This is a genomic window from Peijinzhouia sedimentorum (genome assembly GCF_049340005.1).
Taxonomy (GTDB): domain Bacteria; phylum Bacteroidota; class Bacteroidia; order Cytophagales; family Cyclobacteriaceae; genus CAXBDP01.
Genome location: NZ_JBMPIY010000003.1, coordinates 262656 through 285308, shown reverse-complemented (window position 1 = coordinate 285308; position 22653 = coordinate 262656). Strand labels below are relative to the sequence as shown.

Sequence of the window (22653 nt, the reverse complement as noted above, 5' to 3'; positions counted from 1 at the left end):
TAGCTTAAGGACGTTTTGTTTCTTTCCAGATTTAAATAAAATATGCCCATTTCTTTTAATGCCATACGCGTTGGCAAAAAGTACTATCTAATCAATTACTCAGAAAGATTTGAGTTCGAAGTGTTGTCTAGATTGTATAATGATAATTTCCTTCTCAAAGATCTTAACTCTCTAGAAACATATCAGCTTTTCGATTTAGTGAAATATGGCAAAGGCTCTGATTACGATATTGATGAATTAGATAGGTTTTAAACTTCTCTCTAACCAAAGCTCTTATTTGGCTAAAGCCAATTTCCATTTTTGGCTTTTACAGAATGGGCTAAAGCCCCATTCCTATTCAATTCTATTCATATGATTAAATGATCCAGGGCAATTACAAACTCAATGCATTAAAGATTTGAAGATAATGAATAGCCTCCAGATTTATCTGGGGGAAGAAATTTTCATTTAACTAGGCTTTAGCCAAACACGCCAGCATATCGCGTGCGTCCACAACACAAAATATGAGTATCAAAAAAATCTCCATGCTCGCGAATAGCAGCCCATTGATAAGCTAATAAAAGCCTAAAAAAGACGCTTCAGAAAAAAAATTCAAACTATCAGTTTATTTTTTCGTGAAATAGTATGCATGCATAACAAATTTTTCTAAATTTGTTTGAAATACTTGAAAATGAAGCGCGAAGAAACCATTGATTTCCATATTAAGTCTGCTTGGCATGCCATATCACGCATGTACAACCAACAGGCAGCGCAGTATGATTTCACCATGTCCATTGGCTTTGTGCTTTTGAATATCGATTCCAAAGAAGGAACGCCTGCTACCAAGATTGCTCCATTGTTAGGCCTTGAGTCTAGAAGCTTGACTAGAATGCTCAAGACAATGGAAGAAAAAGGCATGATCTATAAACAGCCAGATGCAAAAGATGGCCGTTCGGTGCGGATTTATCTTACGGAGAAAGGTAAAAAGAAGAGAGACTTATCTAGACATACTGTGATCACTTTCAATAAGTATATCACGGAAAACATTGATCCAGAAAAGCTAAAAGTCTTCTTTGAAGTGATTCAGGACATATTCCGAATAGTGGATGAGGATCGAATCTTCAAACCCAAATCAGTACTAAGTGAAATTAATAGCTAAAAAAGAATTATAAAATCTAATTAACTCATGATGAGATCGATAAAACATGTAGCCGTATTAGGATCCGGAGTAATGGGCTCCCGAATTGCCTTACACTTCGCTAATATTGGAGTGAAGGTATTGCTCCTTGACATCCCACCTAAGGAATTGAATGATGCAGAGACTAAAAAGGGTCTAACATTGGATCACCCAGCTGTCAGAAATAGGATCGTAAATGAAGCCTTGATGACTGCGGTAAAATCTAAGCCTTCGCCAGTGTATGAGGAAAAGGCAGCCTCACTTATCAAAACAGGCAATCTTGATGATGACATGAAAGGCATTGCCGATGTAGATTGGATTATTGAAGTAGTCGTAGAGCGATTAGATATTAAGAAAATCATCTTTGATAAAGTAGAGAAATTCCGCAAGCCGGGCACGCTTATTACCTCAAATACTTCAGGTATCCCAATGCAGCTAATGTGTGAAGGCAGAAGTGATGATTTCCAAAGCAACTTCTGTGGAACGCACTTTTTTAACCCCCCGCGTTATTTACGCTTGTTAGAAATTATTCCAGGTCCGAAAACGGATCCAAAAATCATTGATTTCTTAATGCATTATGGAGATCTCTTTTTAGGAAAGGAAACTGTTCTTTGTAAAGATACTCCCGCATTTATCGCAAACAGAATCGGCATTTACGCCATCATGTCGGCAATGCATACCATCGAGAAAATGGGTCTTACTGTTTCCGAAGTGGATAAACTAACTGGCCCAGTAATAGGTAGAGCAAAATCAGCGACTTTCCGTACGATGGATGTTGTTGGTTTGGATACTACGGTAAACGTAGCCAACAATCTTTACCAAGGTCTACAACACGATGAATCTCGTGAGATGTTTAAGCTTCCGGGAATTGTGAAAGAAATGCACGATCGCAAATGGTGGGGAGACAAAACCAAGCAAGGCTATTTCAAAATGGAAAAGGGCAAGGATGGAAGCAAAACCCTCTATGAAGTAGATTTCAACACATACGAATACAAACTTGCAGAAAAGCCTAAATTCAAAGCTCTTGAAGCTTCCAAAGAAATTGACGATCTGAAAAAGAGAATTCCATTCCTTGTAAACTTCGACGATAAGGCAGGCGAATTCTACCGCACGACTTTTTACGATGCATTCCGATATTGCTCATTCCGTATTCCAGAAATCGCCGATGAGCTTTTCAGAATAGATCAGGCGGTATGTGCTGGCTTCGGCTGGGAACTTGGTCCATTCGAAACTTGGGATCTGCTAGGCGTAGCCGAAACAGCCAAGAAAATGGAAGAGGCTGGACAAAAACCAGCGGCATGGGTGCAGGAAATGCTGGCAAGTGGAGCCGAATCATTCTACAAAGTGGAAGATGGCAAAAAGAAGTATTATGACATCACTAGCAAATCTTACAAAGTAATTCCAGGTACTGAAGGCCTTATCATCCTTGATAACCTTAAGAAAACCAATAAAGTATGGGGCAACGATGGCGCTTCAGTTTATGACCTAGGCGATGAAGTTCTAGGTTTGGAATTCCATACCAAAATGAATTCTATTGGCGGTGAAGTAATAGAAGGAATTAACACCGCGATTGCCATGGCCGAGAAGAATTATAAAGGCCTTGTAATTGGTAACGATGGAGCGAATTTCTCAGCAGGAGCCAATTTGGCCATGCTATTTATGTATGCTAGCGAGCAGGAATTCGACGAAGTAGATTTGATGATTGCACAGTTTCAGCAAACGATGATGCGTGCGAGATTCTCATCCATCCCAGTAGTGGCTGCGCCTTCGGGTTTGGCATTAGGTGGCGGTTGTGAGTTGTCCATGCATTGCGATGCAGTACAAGCACATGCTGAAACCTATATGGGTTTGGTGGAGTTTGGCGTAGGTCTAATTCCAGCAGGAGCAGGCTCCAAAGAAATGACGCTTAGAGCATCTGACTCCTACAAAACCGGCGACCCTGAGCTGAACAGATTACAGGAGTACTTTATGAATATTGCTACTGCCAAAGTAGGCACATCAGCAGCAGAGGTAAGAAATCTAGGCTACTTAAGAAGTACCGACGAAATTACCCTCAATCGCAAAAGAGTAATCACCGACGCTAAAGCCAAAGTGCTTGAATTGTACAATGCCGGCTATACACAGCCAACCATGCGTACGGACATCAAAGTACAAGGCAAAACGGGTCTAGCTTTGTTCCAAGCAGGTATTGCAGGCATGCTTTATGGAAAATACATCTCTGAGCATGATGCAAAAGTAGCTCAGAAATTATCATGGGTAATGAACGGCGGCGATTTGAGTGAAGCCACTCTTGTATCCGAGCAATACCTTATTGAGCTTGAGCGCGAGGCATTCCTTAGCCTGTGTGGAGAGCCTAAAACGCTGGAGCGTATTCACAGCATATTATTCAAGGGCAAGCCACTTCGCAATTAATGTATCGTAAGCTCAAATGTTGAATCAAAAAATTAAAATAAAATGGAAGCATATATAGTAGCAGGTTATAGAACAGCAGTAGGAAAAGCCAAGAAGGGCGGTTTCAGATTTATGAGACCGGATGATTTGGCCGCTGATGTAATCAAACATTTGGTGGGCTCCATCAAAGATTTTGACCCAAGCAGAGTGGACGATCTGATCGTGGGAAATGCAGTACCGGAAGCAGAGCAAGGTATGCAAATGGGTAGAATGATCTCTTTATTATCCTTGCCGATAGAAGTACCGGGAATGATTGTAAATAGATATTGCGGATCTGGACTTGAAACGATCGCTATAGCTACTGCCAAGATCAAAGCAGGTATGGCAGATTGTATCATAGCGGGAGGTACGGAATCCATGTCCCTAGTGCCTGTAATGGGTTACAAGACAGCCCTTAACTGGAAAATCGCCGAAAAGCACCCAGATTACTATCTAGGTATGGGTCTTACAGCTGAGGAAGTTGCTAAGGATTTCAACATCGGCAGAGAAGAAGCCGATCAGTTTTCTTACAACTCCCATCAAAAAGCCATTGCAGCAATCAATGAAGGTAGATTCAAGGAAGATATAGTGCCGATAACGGTAGAAGAAACCTATGTAGATGCCAATGGCAAAAAGAAAAATAGAAGTTTTGTGGTAGATACCGATGAAGGCCCAAGAGCTGATACTTCGATGGAAGTGCTTGGCTCATTGCGACCTGCATTTGCAGCGGGAGGAATCGTAACCGCAGGTAATTCCTCGCAGACTTCCGATGGTGCTGCATTCGTAATGGTGATGTCCGAAAGAATGGTGAAAGAGCTAAAACTCGAACCCATTGCCAGACTCGTAGGCTATACTGCAGCGGGTGTTAATCCACGCATTATGGGCATTGGGCCGGTAGCTGCTATTCCAAAAGTATTGAAGCAAACAGGTTTGAAAATAGGTGATATAGATCAGATTGAGTTGAACGAAGCATTCGCTACACAGTCATTGGCTGTAATCAAAGAACTTGGTCTGAATCCAGATATCATCAATGTAAATGGTGGAGCGATTGCATTGGGTCACCCACTGGGTTGCTCTGGTGCGAAGTTATCGGTACAGCTTTTCAACGAAATGAGAAGACGTAAGCAAAAATATGGAATGGTGACAGCCTGTGTAGGTGGTGGCCAAGGTGTTGCGGGTATTTATGAGCTATTGAGCTAAATCCTCCCGCTTTTTCAAAAATCAAAATTTATCATTAACAGTCATACAACAATGGCAACAATTACAAGCAACAAAGCAATTCAAGGAGGAGAATTTCTTATCCGCGAAACAGAAGCAAATGAAATCTTTATTCCAGAGCAATTCAACGAGGAGCAAAGAATGATGGCAAGCGCCTGTCAAGATTTTATCGATACGGAAATTATGCCTCTTGCCGATAGGATCGACAGCATGAAAGAGCCTGATTTGGTACCTAGCATTTTGAAAAAGGCCGGCGAACTAGGTTTATTGGGTATTTCAGTACCTGAGGAATATGGTGGATTGGGCATGAGTTTCAATACCTCCATGCTTATTGCAGATGTAATTGGCTCGGCGGGTTCATTCTCTACTACTTATGGTGCGCATACGGGCATTGGTACTTTACCAATCTTATTTTATGGCACCGAAGAGCAGAAAACCAAGTATTTGCCAATGCTAGCCACTGGCAAATGGGCTGCTTGCTATTGCCTTACCGAACCTGACGCAGGCTCGGATGCCAACTCTGGTAAAACCAAAGCAGTACTAAGCGATGATGGCAAGCATTACCTGATCACAGGCCAGAAAATGTGGATATCCAACGGTGGTTTTGCCGATATCTTTATAGTATTTGCCAAAATTGAAGATGATAAAAACTTGACGGCATTTATCGTAGAGAAGTCATTCGGTGGCATTACCATGAATGAGGAAGAAAAGAAAATGGGCATTAAAGGCTCATCTACTCGTCAAGTATTCTTCAACGATTGTAAGGTACCGGTAGAAAACATGCTGAGCGATCGCCAGAATGGATTTAAGATTGCCGTGAATATCCTCAATATTGGTAGAGTAAAATTAGGTGCTGGCGTATTGGGCGGATGTAGAAGTGTGATAAGCTTGGCGGTAAACTATGCTAATGAGCGTAAGCAATTTGGCAAATCCATTTCAAGCTTTGGCGCGATGAAGCATAAGCTTGCGCAAATGGCCATTCGTACTTATGCCAGTGAATCATTGAGCTACCGTGCAGGACAGGATATCGAGGATAAAACAGATGCATTGATTGCCGAAGGAATGGAAGTAAATGAAGCCAAGCTGAAAGGTGTAGAGCAATTTGCGATCGAAGCAGCAATCAGCAAAGTACATGGCTCGGAAGTGCTGGATTATGTAGTGGACGAAGGCGTGCAGATATATGGTGGTATGGGCTTTTCGGCCGATGCGCCAATGGAAAGAGCCTACCGCGATAGTAGAATTGCAAGAATCTACGAAGGAACCAACGAAATTAACCGTATGCTGATGGTAGGCATGGTATTGCGTAGAGCCATGAAAGGCGAGTTGGATATCATGACGCCAGCAATGGCAGTAGGTAAGGAATTGATTTCTGTACCTTCATTTGCAAGTCCAGATGCTTCAGTTGCTTTTGCTAAGGAGAAAGAAGTAATCAAAAACTTGAAAAAAGCCTTCTTGATGATTGGCGGAAAGGCCGCTCAAGCACTATCAGATCGTATAGAAGATGAGCAAGAGATTATGCTAAACCTAGCTGATTTGATGATCGAAATATATGCAGCAGAATCTACTTTATTACGCTCTGAGAAATTGATTGAGCTGAAAGGCGAAGAAGCTGCTAAGCATTATGTAAGTATGGCTCAAGTGTATTTGTTTGAAGCCGTAGAAAAGGTACACAAAGCAGGCAAAGAAGCGATTGCGGCATTTACCAAAGGCGACGAGCAAAAAGTACTATTGATGGGCTTGAAGAGATTTACCAAAATGGACGCCATCAATGCCAAAGAGCTAAGAAGAGAAATTGCAGATTATATGATCGAGAAAAATAAGTATCCTTTTGTAATCTGATTTCTATACCCAAATTAATACTGACAAACACCCTAGGAGCGCTGGCTTTTAGGGTGTTTTTGTTTGTAGAGAGATTGGCTGATGCTTTGTTTAGTAATATTCTGCTTAGTAAAGAAAAATTATTTTCTCCTCTATATCAGTTTGATATAATATAAAACCACTTTATCAGTTATAGCTTTAATTATTTTGACTTCCCTAAATGCAATCTGTTTTATCTAATAAAATAATATTTAGATAAAAATTTGCATATTAATTCAGTTATTCTTAGCATTAAACTGTTTAGTATGAAACAATTAGCTTTATCCATTTTTATCTTAATCATATTTTCCTGCTCTATAACAGTAGGTAAGGATATTACTAATACCACTCAAAAATTTATCTTTTCAAACTTTGACCCAGACAGCACCACACTAATCAAAGAAACTCGACTTTCCGATATCTATGAGATGGAGAAAATCCTACTATTGGATTTTCCTGAGGATATGTTTTTCGAAGAGATTAGTAATGTTAAGATCAAGGGGAATCGAATTTTTCTTTTAGATAGCTTTGGAACCAGAAGAATATTTGTATTTGGTATTGATGGAAAGTACTTATATACAATTGATGATTATGGTGAAGGCCCAGATAAGTATAGTATTCTGATGGGTTTTACTGTAAGTCATGATGGTAAGGAAGCCCTTGTCTTAGATAGTAACCGTAGCAAAATTATGCATTATGATGCTTCAAATGGGAAATTGTTACGTACTTCTGAACTTGATTTTATAGGTCTTAGAATAGCCCGCCTTCCCAATAGTGGTTATGTTTTCACACAGAATGATAAAAAAAATCTTGTCATTACTGATAATACCTTTAAGGTAAAATATGAAGCATTAGATCAATCTCATGGTCAATTTTTCAAGGTTCATGTAGATTTTACAGAATTTAAGGATAAGACTACTTTTCAAGAATCGTACAATGAAAATATCTATAATGTAGGAGCTACAAAAACCGAAGTTTGGAGGAAAGTTCCAACTCCAGACTATCAACAATTAGAAGCGCTCAAAAGGGAATATCCTGTCGATCCATACACGATCAGGGAATTTATGGAAAAGGCAAATTCTTATTCTAGACGTAGGTCTTACACGGAATATGAAAACGGGTTTGCTTTTTTCTCTCTAAAAAAGGATGCTAATAAAAAATTTGTTAAGGATTTTTCAACAGGGAAAAGCTATGAGTTTAGCTACAGTGATTTAGTAAACGATATGACCTTCACTAGGGCAATACCAATGTTTGTGTTGGGAAACTCAACTGAAGATTATTTAGGGATAGGTTATGTAAATGCCCTAAATACAAGTAAAGAGGAAATATTGGCCAACATTAAGAAATACGGGGAGAATGAGTATTCTGCTCAGATGAAGGCTATTGCTAATAAATTGACAAATGATGAAAGAGATCAATTGATTTTTTGTTTATTTAAACTCAAATCTAATCTCACGTTTTAAGCTTAGAGTAGCCAACAATGCTATTAAACAACAAAGCCGAAAAAATCACTCTGTTCAGCTTTGCTTTTTGGTACTTTATGGAATGGGCTTATTCGATTACTCTATCGATAATATGCACAATACCATTACTACCTTCAATATCTGTTTTCACGAAGTTGGCTCCATTCACGGTTTTGGTTCCATCTTCAGATCTTTCGAAGACAAGTTTGGTACGGCTTTCAGTTTCGGCAGACATTCCGCCAGTCATCATAGAAGAAGGCACTCTACCTTTTACGATATGGTTGCGTACCAAATTGAAAAGCGTGGTTCTATTTTCCGGTAACAACAAATTGGCTACAGCCTCTTCACCTAAGAGCGCAAATGCCTCATCCGTTGGCGCAAACAATATGTAAGCATCAGTGTCCTGACGCAATACCCATGACATTTTCGCAGAGTCCAATGCTACGAGGAAGGTTTTGATATTACTTTCTTCCTTTAACACATCATTGAGGGATGGCAGCTCTTCTTTCATTGCCGAATTCTTTACGACTTCAGTTTGCTGCTCTTCTTGTTTTTGTTCGCAAGAAGTAAATCCAAAACCAGTAACTACTAATAGACAAGCAAGTAAAGTACTTTTCATTTTATTCATTTTCATTTCAGCTGCAAATTTAACGGGATTTTTCCATCGGGCAATTAGCATTTCTTATGCCAATTTTCTGCCAAATAATGCGCAAAGATAAGCTTCTAATTCATTTAATAAGTAGATGCCATTTGCTTTAATTCCAAACATAAAATTGTGGGAGGGAAATTTATTATTTCACTGTTTTTAATGCCATGAAACCCAAACCCGGTAGAGACGTAGCACGCTACGTCTCTACAAACCCCCTATTCGGGATTTGTAATTCCGAAAACATGATAATGTGGATTTGTAATCCAATACCCCAACCTATCAGACCATAAATATCAGAAAAATTGAATTTAAAAATATTACGCGGACAGAAAGCACAATTCCAAAAGCAAATTTTCTAATGTTATAAATTATTGATTTTTAGCAGAATAAAATAGCTATCAAAATTCATATCAGCAAATGGCTTTAATGAGACATAATAAAATTTTTTTAAAATTATTCAAACCATTCAACAAACATCCTGTTAAGAAGCCCTAAACTAAAATTAATAAGATCATGAAAAACAAAGTATTATCCCTAGTAGCATTGTTGTTGTTTGCTTCAACAATCGTATTTGCCAATGATGGCATCAAGAAAGCAAAAGCAGTTGACAACGATATCGTTGATTTAGCTGTTGCAACGGATTTCCTTTCTACACTAGTTGCAGCTGTAAAAGCTGGAGATTTGGTAGATGTATTGAAAGGTGATGGTCCATTCACAGTATTCGCTCCAACCAATGAAGCATTTGCAGCATTGCCGGAAGGAACTGTGGAAAACTTATTGAAGCCAGAAAACAAGGCGCAATTAGTGGCAGTATTGACTTACCACGTAGTACCAGGTAAAATCATGTCAAGTGATTTGTCAAACGGACAAAAAGCGAAGACAGTGCAAGGTGCAGAAGTGGAAGTAAAGATTTGGGACGGAAAAGTTAGTATCTCAGGTGCTACAGTAACCACGGCTGATATCGAAGCGACAAATGGTGTAGTACACGTTATTGACAAAGTGATGCTCCCTCCTATGAACTAATTTGAACTCAGTATATAAAAATAGGCTATCTCGATTCGAGATAGCCTATTTTTTTGTCCTTTTGTTTATCTATTCAAAGCGAAGGTGTTTCACCGATTCGCCAGAGTCACGTAATTCTTTCAAGGCATCAATACCAATCTCCAAATGCGTGTTTACAAAACTTGAAGTTACTTTTTTGTCGCTTTCATCGGTTTTTACTCCTTCTGGTATCATCGGATTGTCCGATACCAATAGCAAAGCTCCATGCGGGATTTCATTTACAAAGCCTACGGAGAATATTGTAGCTGTTTCCATATCCACAGCCATTGCACGAATCTCGCGGAGGTAACTTTTAAACTCAGCATCATGCTCCCACACTCGGCGATTGGTGGTATATACTGTACCTGTAAAGTAATCCTTCTCGTGCTTTTTGATCATAGAGGAAACGGCTCTTTGCAATCTAAATGAAGGCAAAGCTGGTACTTCCGGTGGTAGGTAATCGTTGCTGGTACCTTCTCCTCTAATAGCTGCAATTGGCAATATCAAATCTCCAATTTCAGTCTTCTTTTTCAACCCCCCGCATTTTCCTAAAAATAGGGCGGCTCTAGGTTTGATTGCAGAAAGCAGATCCATCACAGTAGCAGCCATTGCACTACCCATCCCAAAATTGATGATCGTAATGTTTTCTGCAGTGGCAGATTGCATAGGCTTATCTCTGCCATTTACCTCTACGCCAAATTTCTGTGCAAACAATTCGATGTAATTGTGAAAATTGGTAAGCAAAATATACTCGCCAAATTTATCTAATGGCACCCCAGTGTATCTGGGAAGCCAGTTGTCAACTATTTCCTTTTTTGTCTTCATATTCTGTTCGTTTTGTGATGGAGCTATCTATTTTTCTTCTTTCATCAGCCATTCATCCAAGCTCCTGCAAAAGGATAAATTTTTGGGTTAATTTTAAGCCATGATCAAGCTTAATCTACCCGAAGTCGATTGTAAAATTAAGAAGGAAGAAGAGAAAGTCTTGATATTTGATAGAATTCGAAAAAAATATCTGACCCTAACGCCCGAAGAATGGGTGCGGCAACATTTGTTAGCCTTTTTTATAGATCATCTGAAATATCCAAAAGGATTGATTTCGGTAGAAAGTGGTTTGAGATATAATAAACAAGCCAAGCGCTCAGATATACTCGTGCATAATAAGGCGGGAGGGTATTTTCTACTGTGTGAATGTAAAGCTCCTTCTGTTAGAATAGACGAAAATACATTGCATCAAGCGATGGTTTATGCCAAAACGCTCAATCCAGATTTCCTCGTTCTGAGCAATGGACTTACCCATTTTGTATTTGGCAAAGAATCCGAAAGCCAACGTTGGCAAGCAATAGAAATTTTTCCCGCGCACATTAATTAAACTCTCGGTTTAGTTTTATATCTTGCTCATAATCTATGAGTAAGTTAAAGAAAATCGGATTTCTCTTGGCATTTCTAGTACCGATACTGTGGTGCCTTGGCGTGTGGTTAGGTAGTTTTTGGCACTATCTCACACCCGTTTTTGTATTCGTTTTCATTCCAATCCTTGATTATTTCATTGGTGCCGATTCGCAAAATGTTTCCGACGAAGTATTCGAAAGCCTCAATAAGGATCGATATTTTAAAGCATTGACATTATTGTGGGTAGTTGTTCAGTTGGGTATTTTGCTATATGCTTTTTACTTAGTTGCTATCAATGCTATTGCACCAATTTATTTGCCTGGTTTTGTTTTAGGTCTGGCGTTGGTTACCGGCGGCATTGGTATTACAGTAGGACATGAATTGGGTCATAAGTCCAGCAAACTAGAGCGATTTGCCGCCCAGTTGCTGTATATGATGGTCTGCTACATGCATTTTCATATTGAGCATAATAGAGGACATCATGTGCGCGTGGCCACTTTGGAAGACCCGGCGACTTCGCACAAAAGGGAAACTTTCTATCAGTTTTGGTTTCGCTCGGTGATTGGCGGCTGGCAAAGTGCTTGGGAATTAGAAAAAGCTCGACTACAAAAGGCAAATTTGAAATTATGGAGTAGGACCAATATGATGCTATGGTACAGTATCCTCCCGCTTCTTTTTATAGGTTCTATTACTCTAGTCTTTTCCCTATGGTTTGGTGAGTTTGTATGGCAAATTCCTGCACTGTTTTTTGTCCAAAGTATATTAGCATTCACCTTGTTAGAGCAGGTAAATTATATTGAACATTACGGAATTTTACGACGAAAAAAAGAGAATGGCCGATATGAAAGAGTAAATCCACTTCATTCCTGGAATGCCAATCATCTCATCAGCAATCTATTTTTATTCCATTTACAAAGACATTCTGATCATCATACTTATGCAAGTAAACGCTATCAGGTATTGGCTCATCACGATGAAAGTCCACAATTGCCATCGGGTTATCCGGCGATGATACTGCTTTGTTTAGTACCGAGTTGGTGGTTTAGAAAGATGGATCCGCTGCTTGAGCAATGGGAGAAAACGCGGGAGGAGTATAAAATGACATAAAAAATGCCCTCAGCATTTGCTAAAGGGCATTTTTAATTATGAAAAAGAAAATTCTATTTTAAGCTAAGTATTTAGATACTGGCACATAAGGTAAATCAAAAGCTTCTGATACGCCTTTGTAAACGATATCTCCATTTACCACGTTAAGACCAAGCTCTAGCTCTTTATTATCCTGACAAGCTTTTTTCCAGCCTTTCTCAGCCAATTGCAATGCATAAGGCAAAGTAGCATTAGTCAAAGCAAGTGTAGAAGTGTAAGGCACAGCGCCTGGCATATTAGCCACGCAATAGTGAACTACATCATCGATTATATAAGTTGGATTTTCGTGCGTAGTTGGCTTACAAGTTTCGATACAGCCTCCTTGATCTACAGCTACGTCCACCACGACAGTTCCTGGGCGCATAAGCTTAAGCATATCTCTAGTAAGCAAATGTGGAGCTTTGGCACCTGGAATAAGTACTGCGCCAATAATCAAATCTGCAGTTTTGATTTGCTCTCTGATATTATATTCGTTAGACATCATTGTTCTAACATTAGCAGGCATTACATCATCTAAATAGCGAAGACGCTGTAAGTTCACGTCCATCATAATAACAGATGCACCTAGGCCGGCGGCCATTTTAGCTGCATTAGTGCCTACTACACCACCACCAAGTACAATTACTTTGGCTGGTAATACACCTGGTACACCACCAAGCAAAATACCACGTCCTTGCAATGGTTTTTCAAGGTAATTTGCACCTTTTTGGATGGACATTCTACCGGCAACTTCTGACATAGGAACTAGCAAAGGCAAAGAACGATCCGGTCTTTCTACTGTTTCGTATGCCAAGCAAACGGCACCTGATTCGATCATTGCTTTAGTAAGTGGCTCACTAGAAGCAAAGTGGAAATATGTGAATACTAATTGATCTTTCTTGATAAGTGGGTATTCTACCGCAATAGGCTCCTTCACTTTCACGATCATATCCGCGACGTTATATACTTCTTCCATAGTAGGTAAAAGCATTGCACCAGCCTCTACATAGTCCTGATCTGTAAAACCACTTCCTTCGCCAGCAGTAGATTGCACATATACTGTATGGCCTCTTTTGATGAATTCCTTCACGCCCGCTGGAGTAGCACCCACGCGGTTTTCGTTATTCTTAATTTCCTTTGGGATACCAATAATCATTGAATTTGGATTTATAGGGTTGTCTTTTAATTTCGAAGCGCAAATATAAGGGCAAGGTTTTCAATTTCAGTAAAATAGTGAAAAAGTATATGCTAATTGGTTCTTTACCAAGGCAAATGGCTTCATTAAAATTATTGACAAACATTTAAGCTTCTACCAATCCAGCTCTTCTCAAAAGCGCTTTTGGATCTGCTTCTCGGCCTCTAAACTTTTTGTATAGCTCCATAGGGTGTTCCACTCCTCCTGCCGAAAGCACAAATTTTTTGAAAGCATTAGCAACATCTTTATTGAAAATTCCTTTTTCCTTGAAGTATTCGAAAGCATCAGCATCCAAAACTTCCGCCCACTTGTAGCTATAGTAGCCAGATGAATATCCACCTTGGAATATATGGCCAAAAGAAGTGCTAAAAGAGGTGTTTGGAATAGATGGCACCAAACTCACTTTACCCATTATCTCCTGCTCAAAAGCTTTGATATCAGCAATATTGCCAGGGATCTCTCCATGATAAGCCATATCGAGTAGTGCAAAACTAATCTGACGGAGCGTTTGGTAGCCTTCCATAAAGTTTGCACTTTTCTTTATTCGCTCTATCAGCTCCTCGGAGATTTTCTCGTCAGTTTCATAATGTTTGGCAAATAGATCAAGGCATTCTTTTTCGAAAACCCAATTTTCCATAATCTGGGAAGGCAGTTCCACAAAATCCCAATACACACTCGTGCCCGTAAGGCTTTCGTATTTTCCTTCAGCCAGCATTCCATGAAGCGCATGCCCAAACTCATGGAATAGCGTTGTTACTTCATTGAAAGTAAGCAAGGAAGGTGTGGTTTTGCCTGGCTTAGTGAAATTACAGACGATAGAAACCAATGGCCTTTGCTCTTTTCCATTGCGAATACTTTGTCCACGGAAACTTGTCATCCAAGCGCCATTGCGCTTGCCAGCACGAGGGAAGAAGTCTGCATAGAATACTGCAATATGTCTTCCATTGCCATCTTCCACTCTATAGGTAATTACATCCTTATGGTATTTCGGAATAGTCGTGTCTTCTATAAATGAGATGTCATAAAGCTTATTTGCTACAGCGAAGACTCCATTGATCACTTTCTCTAATTGGAAGAAAGGCTTAAGCATTTCATCATCTACCTCGTAGCGTTCCTTTTTCAGTTTTTCGGCATAATAGGCAATATCCCAGCGCTCTAGTTTGGCCGGACCACCTATGCTCTTGGCAAATTCTTGCAATTCTTCCAGCTCCCTTTTCGCTACTGGCAATGAGGCATCCAACAAATTATTGAGGAATGAAGTTACTTTGGAGGCATCTCCAGCCATGCGTTCTTCCAATACAAAATGCGCATGATTATTATATCCTAGCAATTGCGCTCTTTCGTGACGTAGAGCTACAATCTTATTTACTAGTTCAGAATTGTCCATTTCATCGCCTTGGCTTGCACGGCTTGCATAGGCTTTTACTATTCTCTCACGCAATTCACGGTCATCTGCATAGGTAGTTACAGCCATATAACTTGGGAAATGTAATGTAAAGACCCATTTTCCAGCATGTCCTAATTCTTCAGCAGTAACCGCCGCTGTTTCTAATGCACTTTCAGGCAATCCACTTAGGGTTTCCTCATCTTCTATCACCAATTGATAGCTATTGGTTTCGGCCAGCAAATGCTCACCGAAAGTCAATGAAGCTTTTCCCAATTCCTTATCGATGTTGCGGAGTCTGGTTTTACCCATTTCATCGAGTAGTGCTCCATTTCGCACAAATGATTTGTAGGATTTCTCTAGCAGTTTGCTCTCTTCTTTGTCTAAATTGAAGTTCGCTTTATTATCCCAAACAGCTTTTACTCTGGCAAACAGATCAGCATCCAACAACACATCATTGCCGTAATCGGACAAAATTGGAGAAAACTCCTGAGCCAAAGCCTGCATTTCTTCGCTGGTTTCAGCTTCGTTTAGGTTGAAGAATATTTCGGCGATACGGTTTACTCTCTCGCCAGTTTGCTCAAGGGCTTCAATAGTATTTTTAAATGTAGCTTCTTCCTCCCGCGTTTTTATGCTTTCAATTTCTTGCTTTGCTTCGGCGATTGCTTTGTGCAATGCGGGTAAATAGTGCTCTGTTTTTATAAGGTGAAATGGAGGTGTTTCGAAAGGTGTAGAAAATGTATCTAATAATGGATTCATAAAAATATCTTGATTTTGGACGTGCAAATTACACAGGCTTATTTAGCCAACCAATACAAATACAACAGCAATGATTGGGCTTATTGTTCGAATCGGCTTTTTTATTTCAGCTCAGCGAGGACGATATATTTTCACGATCATCTGTCGCATTTTTTTGAATCACGGTTTAATCGATTCTTCTACCAGCTTCCTCATACATCAATTCCCTCCCATCGCATCCAGCAAGGCCATGGCTTGGCTTACTTCGTTTACATTTTGAATGCTAAGGATTAGTTTGCCTTTGACGTCGCGAAGTTTGCAGTTTCTTGGGTGCATTTGCACATAGGTGAGTACTTTGCCAAAGACATCAGATTTGTAATAGGCTTCGTTTTTGGCGTCTAGGAAATAGGCTTTTAGGTTGCCATTCTTCAGTTGGAGTTTCTCAATTCCTAGCAATTCAGCTTTCCAGCGTAGGCGTACTGTTTCGATTAGACTTTCAACTGTATCCGGTAATGGACCAAATCTGTCGCGTAGCGAGCTGATAAAGTCGGCTAATTCTTGTTCATTTTTGATGCTGTCTAAGCTTGAATACAATCTCAGACGCTCCGATATATTGCCTACATAGCTCTCAGGAATGATTAATTCCAAATCTGTTTCGATGCTGCAATCAGTTACAATTTTCTTGGCAGCTTCGATCAAGCTATTTTTGAACAGGTCTTTAAATTCAGTTTCTTTCAATTCCTGCACGGTTTCTTCCAGCACTTTATGGTAGGTTTCGAAGCCAAGATCGTTGATAAATCCGCTTTGTTCACCTCCGAGTAAATTTCCTGCTCCACGAATATCAAGATCGCGCATGGCTACTTTAAAACCATCGCCCAGCTCACTGAATTCCTCCAAGGTTTGGAGTCTTTTACGGGCTTCATTGGTAAGTGTGGAAGCGGGAGGAGCCAATAAATAGCAATAGGCCTTTTTGTTGGAGCGACCCACCCTCCCGCGCATTTGGTGTACGTCGGATAAGCCAAACATATGTGCTCTATTGATTATGATGGTATTGGCATTCGGAATATCCAATCCAGATTCGATAATATTGGTAGAAACGAGTACGTCATAATCACCTTCAATAAAGGAAGCCATGACTTTTTCCAATTTGGCACCATCCATTTGTCCATGGGCAACAGTAATTTTCGCATCCGGAACTAAGCGTAATATGATATTCGCCATTTGCTCAATATCACTTACTCTGTTGTGTACAAAGAAAACCTGACCATTTCTGTCCAATTCCTCTTTTACAGCATCACGAATTACCTCCTCGTTGTAAGTATAAATTTTGGTAGTTACAGCTTGCCTATTTGGTGGCGGAGTGGAAATAACACTAAGATCTCGAGCGCCCATTAGAGAAAAATGCAATGTTCGTGGAATAGGCGTGGCAGTGAGTGTAAGTACATCTACATTCACACGCATTTCCTTAAGTTTTTCCTTTACGGCAACACCAAACTTCTGTTCCTCATCTATGATTAACAAGCCTAAATTTTTGAATTTGATATCCTTGCTCACAATTCGGTGTGTGCCGATGATGATATCAATCTTGCCTTCTTGTAGCTTTTTTACCGATTCTTTGATACTCGCCGTACTTTTAAAACGATTGATATAATCGATAGTGACGGCGAAATTGCTCAATCGCTCCGTAAAAGTGCGATGATGCTGCATAGCCAAAATCGTAGTAGGCACGAGTACGGCAACTTGCTTGCCATCTACCACCGCTTTGAAGGCTGCCCGAATGGCTACTTCCGTTTTGCCAAAGCCTACATCTCCACACACTAGCCTATCCATCGGGTGGGCTTGCTCCATATCGTTTTTCACATCCTGCGTTGCGGTGGCTTGGTCGGGCGTATCTTCATAGATAAAGGAAGACTCCAACTCTGCCTGCATCACACCATCTTTGGAAAAGGCAAATCCTGCGGTAGCCTTGCGCTTGGCATAGAGTTGAATCAGCTTTTGGGCGATGTCTTTAACCTTTTTCTTTACCTTCTTTTTCTTGTTTTCCCATTCAGGCGAACCCAGTTTGCTCATTACTGGTGGTGTGCCTTCTTGGCCAGTATAGCGGGCGAGTTTGTGGAGGGAGTGAATACTTACAAATAACAAATCATTATCACGATACACAATGCGCACCGCTTCTTGCGTTTTGCCATTAGTTTCCACCTTTTCCATCCCTGCAAATCGCCCAATGCCATAGTCGATGTGTGTTACATAATCACCGGCTTGTAGCGTTTGTAGCTCCTTCAAGGTCATTGCCTTGTTTTTGGAAAACTTCTCCTTTGTTTTGGCTCGATGGTATCTCTCGAAAATCTGATGATCCGTATAGCAGGCGATTTTAAGATTCTCGTCTATAAATCCCTCCCGCAATCCTAGTGATAGCGTGTGAAACTTTAGGTTAGGATCAATTTCCTCGAATATGGACACGATTCTATCCAGCTGTCTCGCTTGCTCCGACACCATTAGACAGAGATAATTTCTTGAGCGCTTTTCTTCCAAATCATCCTTCAGCAGATTAAAATTCTTATTGAATGAAGGCTGTGGAAATGAATGGTATTGGAGTTTATGTGCATTTGGCAGCTGAAATCTAGAACCAAATTCTACCAAATGTTTTTTGAATAATGCTTGCTCGAAGCTTTCTCTGGTTTCGAAAAGCTCATTCGGTTTCAGCATCAAATTCGGACTACCACTATCTTTTACCAGATTCTCGAAATGCTGCTTTACTTTTTCGAAATTCTTGGAAATGACATCATAACATTGCTCCAAATCTTTGATCCATACAGCTGATGAGTCTGGAAAAAAGTCGAAAAAGGACTCCCGTTGCTCCATAAGTAGCTTTGTTTGCATATTGGGCAACAGGGTAATAAGCGGGAGGTTATCTCTCGAAAGTTGGCTATTGGGTTCGAAACTTCTAATGCTTTCAATCTCATTGCCGAAAAGCTCAATTCGATAAGGCAAATCATCTGAAAAGCTAAACACGTCCACAATGCCACCACGGATAGAATATTGACCTGGCTCGTATACAAAGTCAGTTCTTTCGAAATCGTAAGTTTCCAGTAATTCGGTAAAGAAATTCAGATCTATTTTTTCGCCAACTTTCGCAGTGAAAGTGTTATCGGTGAGACTTCGCTTGTTTACCACCTTTTCGCTAAGTGCCTCGGGATAACTCACAATGAGCATTGGCTTTTTACTAGATGTCATCCTGCTTACCACTTCCGAGCGCTGTAGAATATTCGCATTTTCTATTTCCTCGTAGGAGTATGGCTTGCGATAAGAAGTGGGAAATAGCATCACATCTTTATCGTCAAGAAGATTTTGCAGGTCGTTTTGAAAATATACGGCTTGCTCTCTATCGTGCAATACATATAGCGTACTTCGTGGACTAAGTAGGTGAACTGTAGCAGCAATTACTGAATCCATACTTCCCGAAAGTCCCTCAATACGAATGCTTTGTGGACTGGATTGGGCAAGGGTTTCCCTAAGAGTAAGCGTGAGCGGATCTTGTTGATAGAAAGAGAGAAATTCGTTTTTTTCCAAAGCGGTGATTCTATTCAGGTGCAAAAGTAAAGATTACCTTTGGTACACGGCATTAAAGCGTCTTTAAATTTCAATGATAAATTGAGAATGAAAGATGAACCATAGTGCTCACATAATGTTTAAGCTTCATATTCCTGTAACATGAAAGGCGCAGATGTGGAAGAAAATACCAGCAGTTTAAGTAGATGGCAAAAGGTTGAAAAGATGCATCCGCATAAAATGCTTATTATCTTGAGCGTTGTCGGAAGTAGTCTTATTTTCTTCTTTATGATATTGGCCTTTACGCTTTCTATGCTTGAAGCTAATAGATTTAATACCATTGCTTTTCCCAAATCATTTATTGTTAGTGCGTTTACTATTTTGCTTTCGAGTTTTATGCTTGCACGAGCTATGCCGGCGTATTTGAATGACGATTTGCAGGAGGTAAAACGCAGTTTGGCTTATACACTTATACTTGGGTTGGCATTTGCGGCAAGTCAGTTTATTGGCTGGCAGGAATTAGATTTGGCGGGTATTGGCTTTGTTGGCGAGCGATCTGGTGCTTATATCTATGTGATTTCAGGTTTGCATTTGGTGCACTTGGTGGGTGGTTTGTTATTTCTGGGATTCTTGTATTTAAAAGTAGCTCGCAAGCAATCCGATCCTGTTGCCAGCCTTATTTATTTGACCACACCATACGAGAAAATCCGTCTAGAAATGCTCAGCATTTGGTGGCATTTCATGGATGTTCTTTGGCTTATTCTGTTTTTCTACTTTCTGTTTACTTTTTAGAAAGGAATAATTTTAACACAAAGACCACATGTTCGACATTTGCAATGTCGAACTCCCGATAAATTGGATTTGTAATCCGACTGATGGTAAATTAAACACGACACTGGCGCCAGTTTTTAACTCGTGTCTCCAATGAAAAAATTAAACACAAATACCACAGAGGGAAGACGCAAAAGATCGCAAAGAAAAATTCAACTGCCAACCGTCAACTGTCCTCCCTTCTCCATCCCTCAATCCGGAAACAAGCTACGATCGATATCTGGAAGCAAACTCAAAGCGTTTTTGTAATACACCTTTTTGAGAACTTCATCAGGTAAGTCCATACCATACATCGCCCAGAAAGCGTGGTACTTTTTGTGGTAAGGGAAATATTCATCGGCACTTTCCAGTACTCTAAAATAGGTTGGAAATTCCTCAGGCACCCAAGAGTCCTTACCAAAGAGAATACGATCTTGGTATTTCACGAAGAAGTCATGGGCAAAGCGTGGCTGTCGGCCTAGTTCGGCGATAACAGCTCCTATCTCCACATACATGTTGGGCATCTCGTCGAGCAGTTTGCCTAAGTGTGCCAAGTCGTTCGGGTACCAACCCATATGGGCATTAATAAACTTTGTGTTGGGATGCTTTTTGAAAACATTGTGTTGCTCTTGAATTAATTGCTCAAATGGCACAGGATTATCAGCATCTCTTTTTCGGTTTGGATGGGTTTTCAGTTCAAGCCATCTTTCATTATCGGCATCCATCGGATCCCAAAAGGACTTGGGATCCGCGGTATGGATAAGAACAGGCATATTCAGTTCGCCGCATTTAGCCCATATTGGATCAAGCCTTGGATCATCCACAGCCACCCTTTTACCGGAAGCGTCTTCTACAGAAAAGCCTAAGCTTTTAAATATTTTAAGCCCTCTTGCTCCATATCCATGATCTCGCTCCAATTGTTCGGCTGTGCGCTCTCCCCAATTGGGCTCGTCTATCCCCTCAAACCGTATATTCGCAAAAAGGATAAACCTGTCTGGGGCATTATTTTTTACATTTTCGTAAGCATCGGCCAGTGGTTTTCCACTGCCAGCACTTAAATTTATCATCACAGCCAAATTGAGCTCATCCATTTGGGCAGTAAGCTCATCCAGATTTTGTGTTGCCATGCGCCATTGGTGACCGTGAATATCAACAAAAGGATATTTTGCCTTTTTTACAAGATTTTCAGGTACTTTTAGGGTAGAAACAGGATTGTACTCTTCGAAAGACATTTCCTGTGCGCCTGCCCAGAAACTAATACAAAACAGTAGGGAAGAAAGTATAAATTTGTGCATGTGGATTTTGGTGTTGGTAAATGCAAAGTAAACGTAATCACTTTCATTTAGTTAAATAAGACAAACATATAGAAATATTAAGGAGATAATAAATGGAATTGAAATTTAAAGACTTCAAGCTGGATGATAAAATATTCGAAGGGCTTGATGCAATGGGATTTGAAAAACCCACCCCAATTCAACAACAAGCGATTCCGCTTATATTAGAAGGAAAAGATTTGATAGGGATTGCCCAAACGGGTACTGGCAAAACAGCAGCTTACCTATTGCCGGTGATGTCCAGACTACTCAGCAATCCAGTACAAGAAAACCAAATTGGAGCATTAATCATTGCTCCTACTCGTGAGCTTGCATTGCAGATAGATACTGCTTTTCAAGGTTTTGCATACTTTGCAGGCTTGAGTTCAGCTGCAATATATGGTGGAGGAGATGGAGCAGGATTCGATGTACAAAAGAAAGCACTTACTTCTGGCACCGACGTGATAATTGCCACTCCAGGTAAACTTATCTCCCACCTCAACCTTGGCTATGTAAAAGTGCAGCAATTGCAAACGCTCATATTGGATGAGGCCGACAAAATGCTGGACATGGGTTTTATGGACGATATCAACAAGATTATAAGCGCAATTCCTAAGGAGCGTCAAACTTTGTTGTTTTCTGCTACTATGCCTCCACGTATTCGTGAACTTTCGGCGCAGGTGCTCAACAATCCAGAGCAAATCAACATTGCCATATCGCAGCCTGCCGCAGGAATTTTCCAAGGGGCATTTATGGTGCACGATATGCAAAAGGTGAAATTGATAAAGCATCTTTTGCAGTCCAAACCACTTAAAAGTGTGATTATATTCTGCTCCAAAAAGTCGGAGGTGAAAGAAATTGAGAAGGAATTGCAAGGCCTTTCACTTAAGGTGCAATCAATGCATTCGGACTTGGAGCAAACTGAGCGGGAAAAAGTGATGAACAATTTCCGTAATAGAACGACAAATGTTTTGGTGGCTACAGATATCGTTTCGCGTGGGATAGATATTGATGGTATAGAACTGGTAATCAATTATAATCTTCCTTCCGATGCCGAAGATTATATTCACCGAATTGGCCGAACCTCTCGTGGTTCTAATGCGGGTGGTGTTGCTTTCACATTTGTGAATCCTAAGGAATTAGGCAATTTCCATAAAATTGAATCACTGATTGAACGGGAAATTAAAAAGATAAAATTGCCTGAAAGTTTGGGCGAAGGTCCGGCTTATATATCGATGGAAGATTATAAGAAAATGCCGAGAACAGGATCTAGTAGAAATTTTAAGGGCGGAGGAAAAGGAAGACCTCCACGAAATACCAAACGATAAATGCA

The 22653-nt window shown here is 40.3% G+C and carries 17 protein-coding genes; 11 read left to right on the top strand and 6 right to left on the bottom strand.

Going from position 1 to position 22653, the window contains the following annotated elements:
* Nucleotides 1-42 precede the first annotated feature (42 nt).
* The 6 genes from ACOXY8_RS06820 (at nucleotide 43) to ACOXY8_RS06795 (ending at nucleotide 8124) form a co-directional block, all read left to right on the top strand.
* Nucleotides 43-252: a hypothetical protein gene (locus tag ACOXY8_RS06820; protein ID WP_458330811.1), complete on the top strand. Its 210-nt coding sequence runs from the start codon at nucleotides 43-45 to the stop codon at nucleotides 250-252.
* 418 nt (nucleotides 253-670) lie between these two features.
* Nucleotides 671-1138 carry a MarR family winged helix-turn-helix transcriptional regulator gene (locus tag ACOXY8_RS06815; RefSeq protein ID WP_458330810.1) on the top strand — a complete coding sequence of 156 codons (468 nt, stop codon included), beginning with the start codon at nucleotides 671-673 and terminating at the stop codon, nucleotides 1136-1138.
* A 27-nt stretch (nucleotides 1139-1165) separates the two neighbouring features.
* Entirely contained in the window at nucleotides 1166-3568 is a 2403-nt protein-coding gene (locus tag ACOXY8_RS06810) for a 3-hydroxyacyl-CoA dehydrogenase/enoyl-CoA hydratase family protein (protein ID WP_458330809.1), read from the top strand.
* A gap of 42 nt (nucleotides 3569-3610) precedes the next feature.
* Entirely contained in the window at nucleotides 3611-4786 is a 1176-nt protein-coding gene (locus tag ACOXY8_RS06805; protein WP_458330808.1) for a thiolase family protein, read from the top strand.
* Between the two features lie 51 nt (nucleotides 4787-4837).
* A complete protein-coding gene (locus tag ACOXY8_RS06800; protein ID WP_458330807.1) occupies nucleotides 4838-6643 on the top strand; it encodes an acyl-CoA dehydrogenase family protein in 1806 nt (601 codons plus the stop codon).
* A gap of 284 nt (nucleotides 6644-6927) precedes the next feature.
* Nucleotides 6928-8124 (top strand): 6-bladed beta-propeller, encoded by a 1197-nt coding sequence (locus tag ACOXY8_RS06795; protein WP_458330806.1) that lies wholly within the window; start codon nucleotides 6928-6930, stop codon nucleotides 8122-8124.
* Nucleotides 8125-8212: 88 nt separating this feature from the next.
* Here ACOXY8_RS06795 and ACOXY8_RS06790 read toward each other — a convergent pair whose 3' ends face one another.
* A complete protein-coding gene (locus tag ACOXY8_RS06790; protein WP_458330805.1) occupies nucleotides 8213-8758 on the bottom strand; it encodes a fasciclin domain-containing protein in 546 nt (181 codons plus the stop codon).
* Between the two features lie 528 nt (nucleotides 8759-9286).
* Between ACOXY8_RS06790 and ACOXY8_RS06785 the strand changes: the two genes are divergently transcribed.
* The gene (locus ACOXY8_RS06785) at nucleotides 9287-9796 is read left to right on the top strand and encodes a fasciclin domain-containing protein (protein WP_458330804.1); all 510 of its coding nucleotides are present in this window, start codon (nucleotides 9287-9289) and stop codon (nucleotides 9794-9796) included.
* Nucleotides 9797-9865: 69 nt separating this feature from the next.
* Here the strand turns inward: ACOXY8_RS06785 and ACOXY8_RS06780 are convergent, their stop codons facing one another.
* The gene (locus ACOXY8_RS06780; RefSeq protein WP_458330803.1) at nucleotides 9866-10639 is read right to left on the bottom strand and encodes an AMP nucleosidase; all 774 of its coding nucleotides are present in this window, start codon (nucleotides 10637-10639) and stop codon (nucleotides 9866-9868) included.
* Nucleotides 10640-10739: 100 nt separating this feature from the next.
* Here ACOXY8_RS06780 and ACOXY8_RS06775 point away from each other — a divergent pair, with 100 nt between their 5' ends.
* Together ACOXY8_RS06775 and ACOXY8_RS06770 are read left to right on the top strand one after the other, a co-directional pair.
* A complete protein-coding gene (locus tag ACOXY8_RS06775) occupies nucleotides 10740-11186 on the top strand; it encodes a type I restriction enzyme HsdR N-terminal domain-containing protein (protein ID WP_458330802.1) in 447 nt (148 codons plus the stop codon).
* A 35-nt stretch (nucleotides 11187-11221) separates the two neighbouring features.
* On the top strand, nucleotides 11222-12313 hold the full coding sequence (locus tag ACOXY8_RS06770) for an alkane 1-monooxygenase (protein WP_458330801.1): 1092 nt from the start codon (nucleotides 11222-11224) through the stop codon (nucleotides 12311-12313).
* Nucleotides 12314-12371: 58 nt separating this feature from the next.
* Here ACOXY8_RS06770 and ald read toward each other — a convergent pair whose 3' ends face one another.
* From ald to mfd, 3 genes are all read right to left on the bottom strand, one after another.
* Nucleotides 12372-13487 (bottom strand): alanine dehydrogenase, encoded by a 1116-nt coding sequence (gene ald, locus ACOXY8_RS06765; protein WP_458330800.1) that lies wholly within the window; start codon nucleotides 13485-13487, stop codon nucleotides 12372-12374.
* Nucleotides 13488-13632: 145 nt separating this feature from the next.
* The gene (locus ACOXY8_RS06760) at nucleotides 13633-15669 is read right to left on the bottom strand and encodes a M3 family metallopeptidase (RefSeq protein ID WP_458330799.1); all 2037 of its coding nucleotides are present in this window, start codon (nucleotides 15667-15669) and stop codon (nucleotides 13633-13635) included.
* A gap of 198 nt (nucleotides 15670-15867) precedes the next feature.
* Nucleotides 15868-19218 carry a transcription-repair coupling factor gene (gene mfd, locus ACOXY8_RS06755; protein ID WP_458330798.1) on the bottom strand — a complete coding sequence of 1117 codons (3351 nt, stop codon included), beginning with the start codon at nucleotides 19216-19218 and terminating at the stop codon, nucleotides 15868-15870.
* Between the two features lie 141 nt (nucleotides 19219-19359).
* Here mfd and ACOXY8_RS06750 point away from each other — a divergent pair, with 141 nt between their 5' ends.
* A complete protein-coding gene (locus ACOXY8_RS06750) occupies nucleotides 19360-19989 on the top strand; it encodes a cytochrome c oxidase subunit 3 (RefSeq protein ID WP_458330797.1) in 630 nt (209 codons plus the stop codon).
* Nucleotides 19990-20219: 230 nt separating this feature from the next.
* Here ACOXY8_RS06750 and ACOXY8_RS06745 read toward each other — a convergent pair whose 3' ends face one another.
* Entirely contained in the window at nucleotides 20220-21302 is a 1083-nt protein-coding gene (locus tag ACOXY8_RS06745) for an amidohydrolase family protein (protein WP_458330796.1), read from the bottom strand.
* A 92-nt stretch (nucleotides 21303-21394) separates the two neighbouring features.
* Here ACOXY8_RS06745 and ACOXY8_RS06740 point away from each other — a divergent pair, with 92 nt between their 5' ends.
* Nucleotides 21395-22648 carry a DEAD/DEAH box helicase gene (locus ACOXY8_RS06740; protein ID WP_458330795.1) on the top strand — a complete coding sequence of 418 codons (1254 nt, stop codon included), beginning with the start codon at nucleotides 21395-21397 and terminating at the stop codon, nucleotides 22646-22648.
* The last annotated feature ends 5 nt before the right edge of the window (nucleotides 22649-22653 follow it).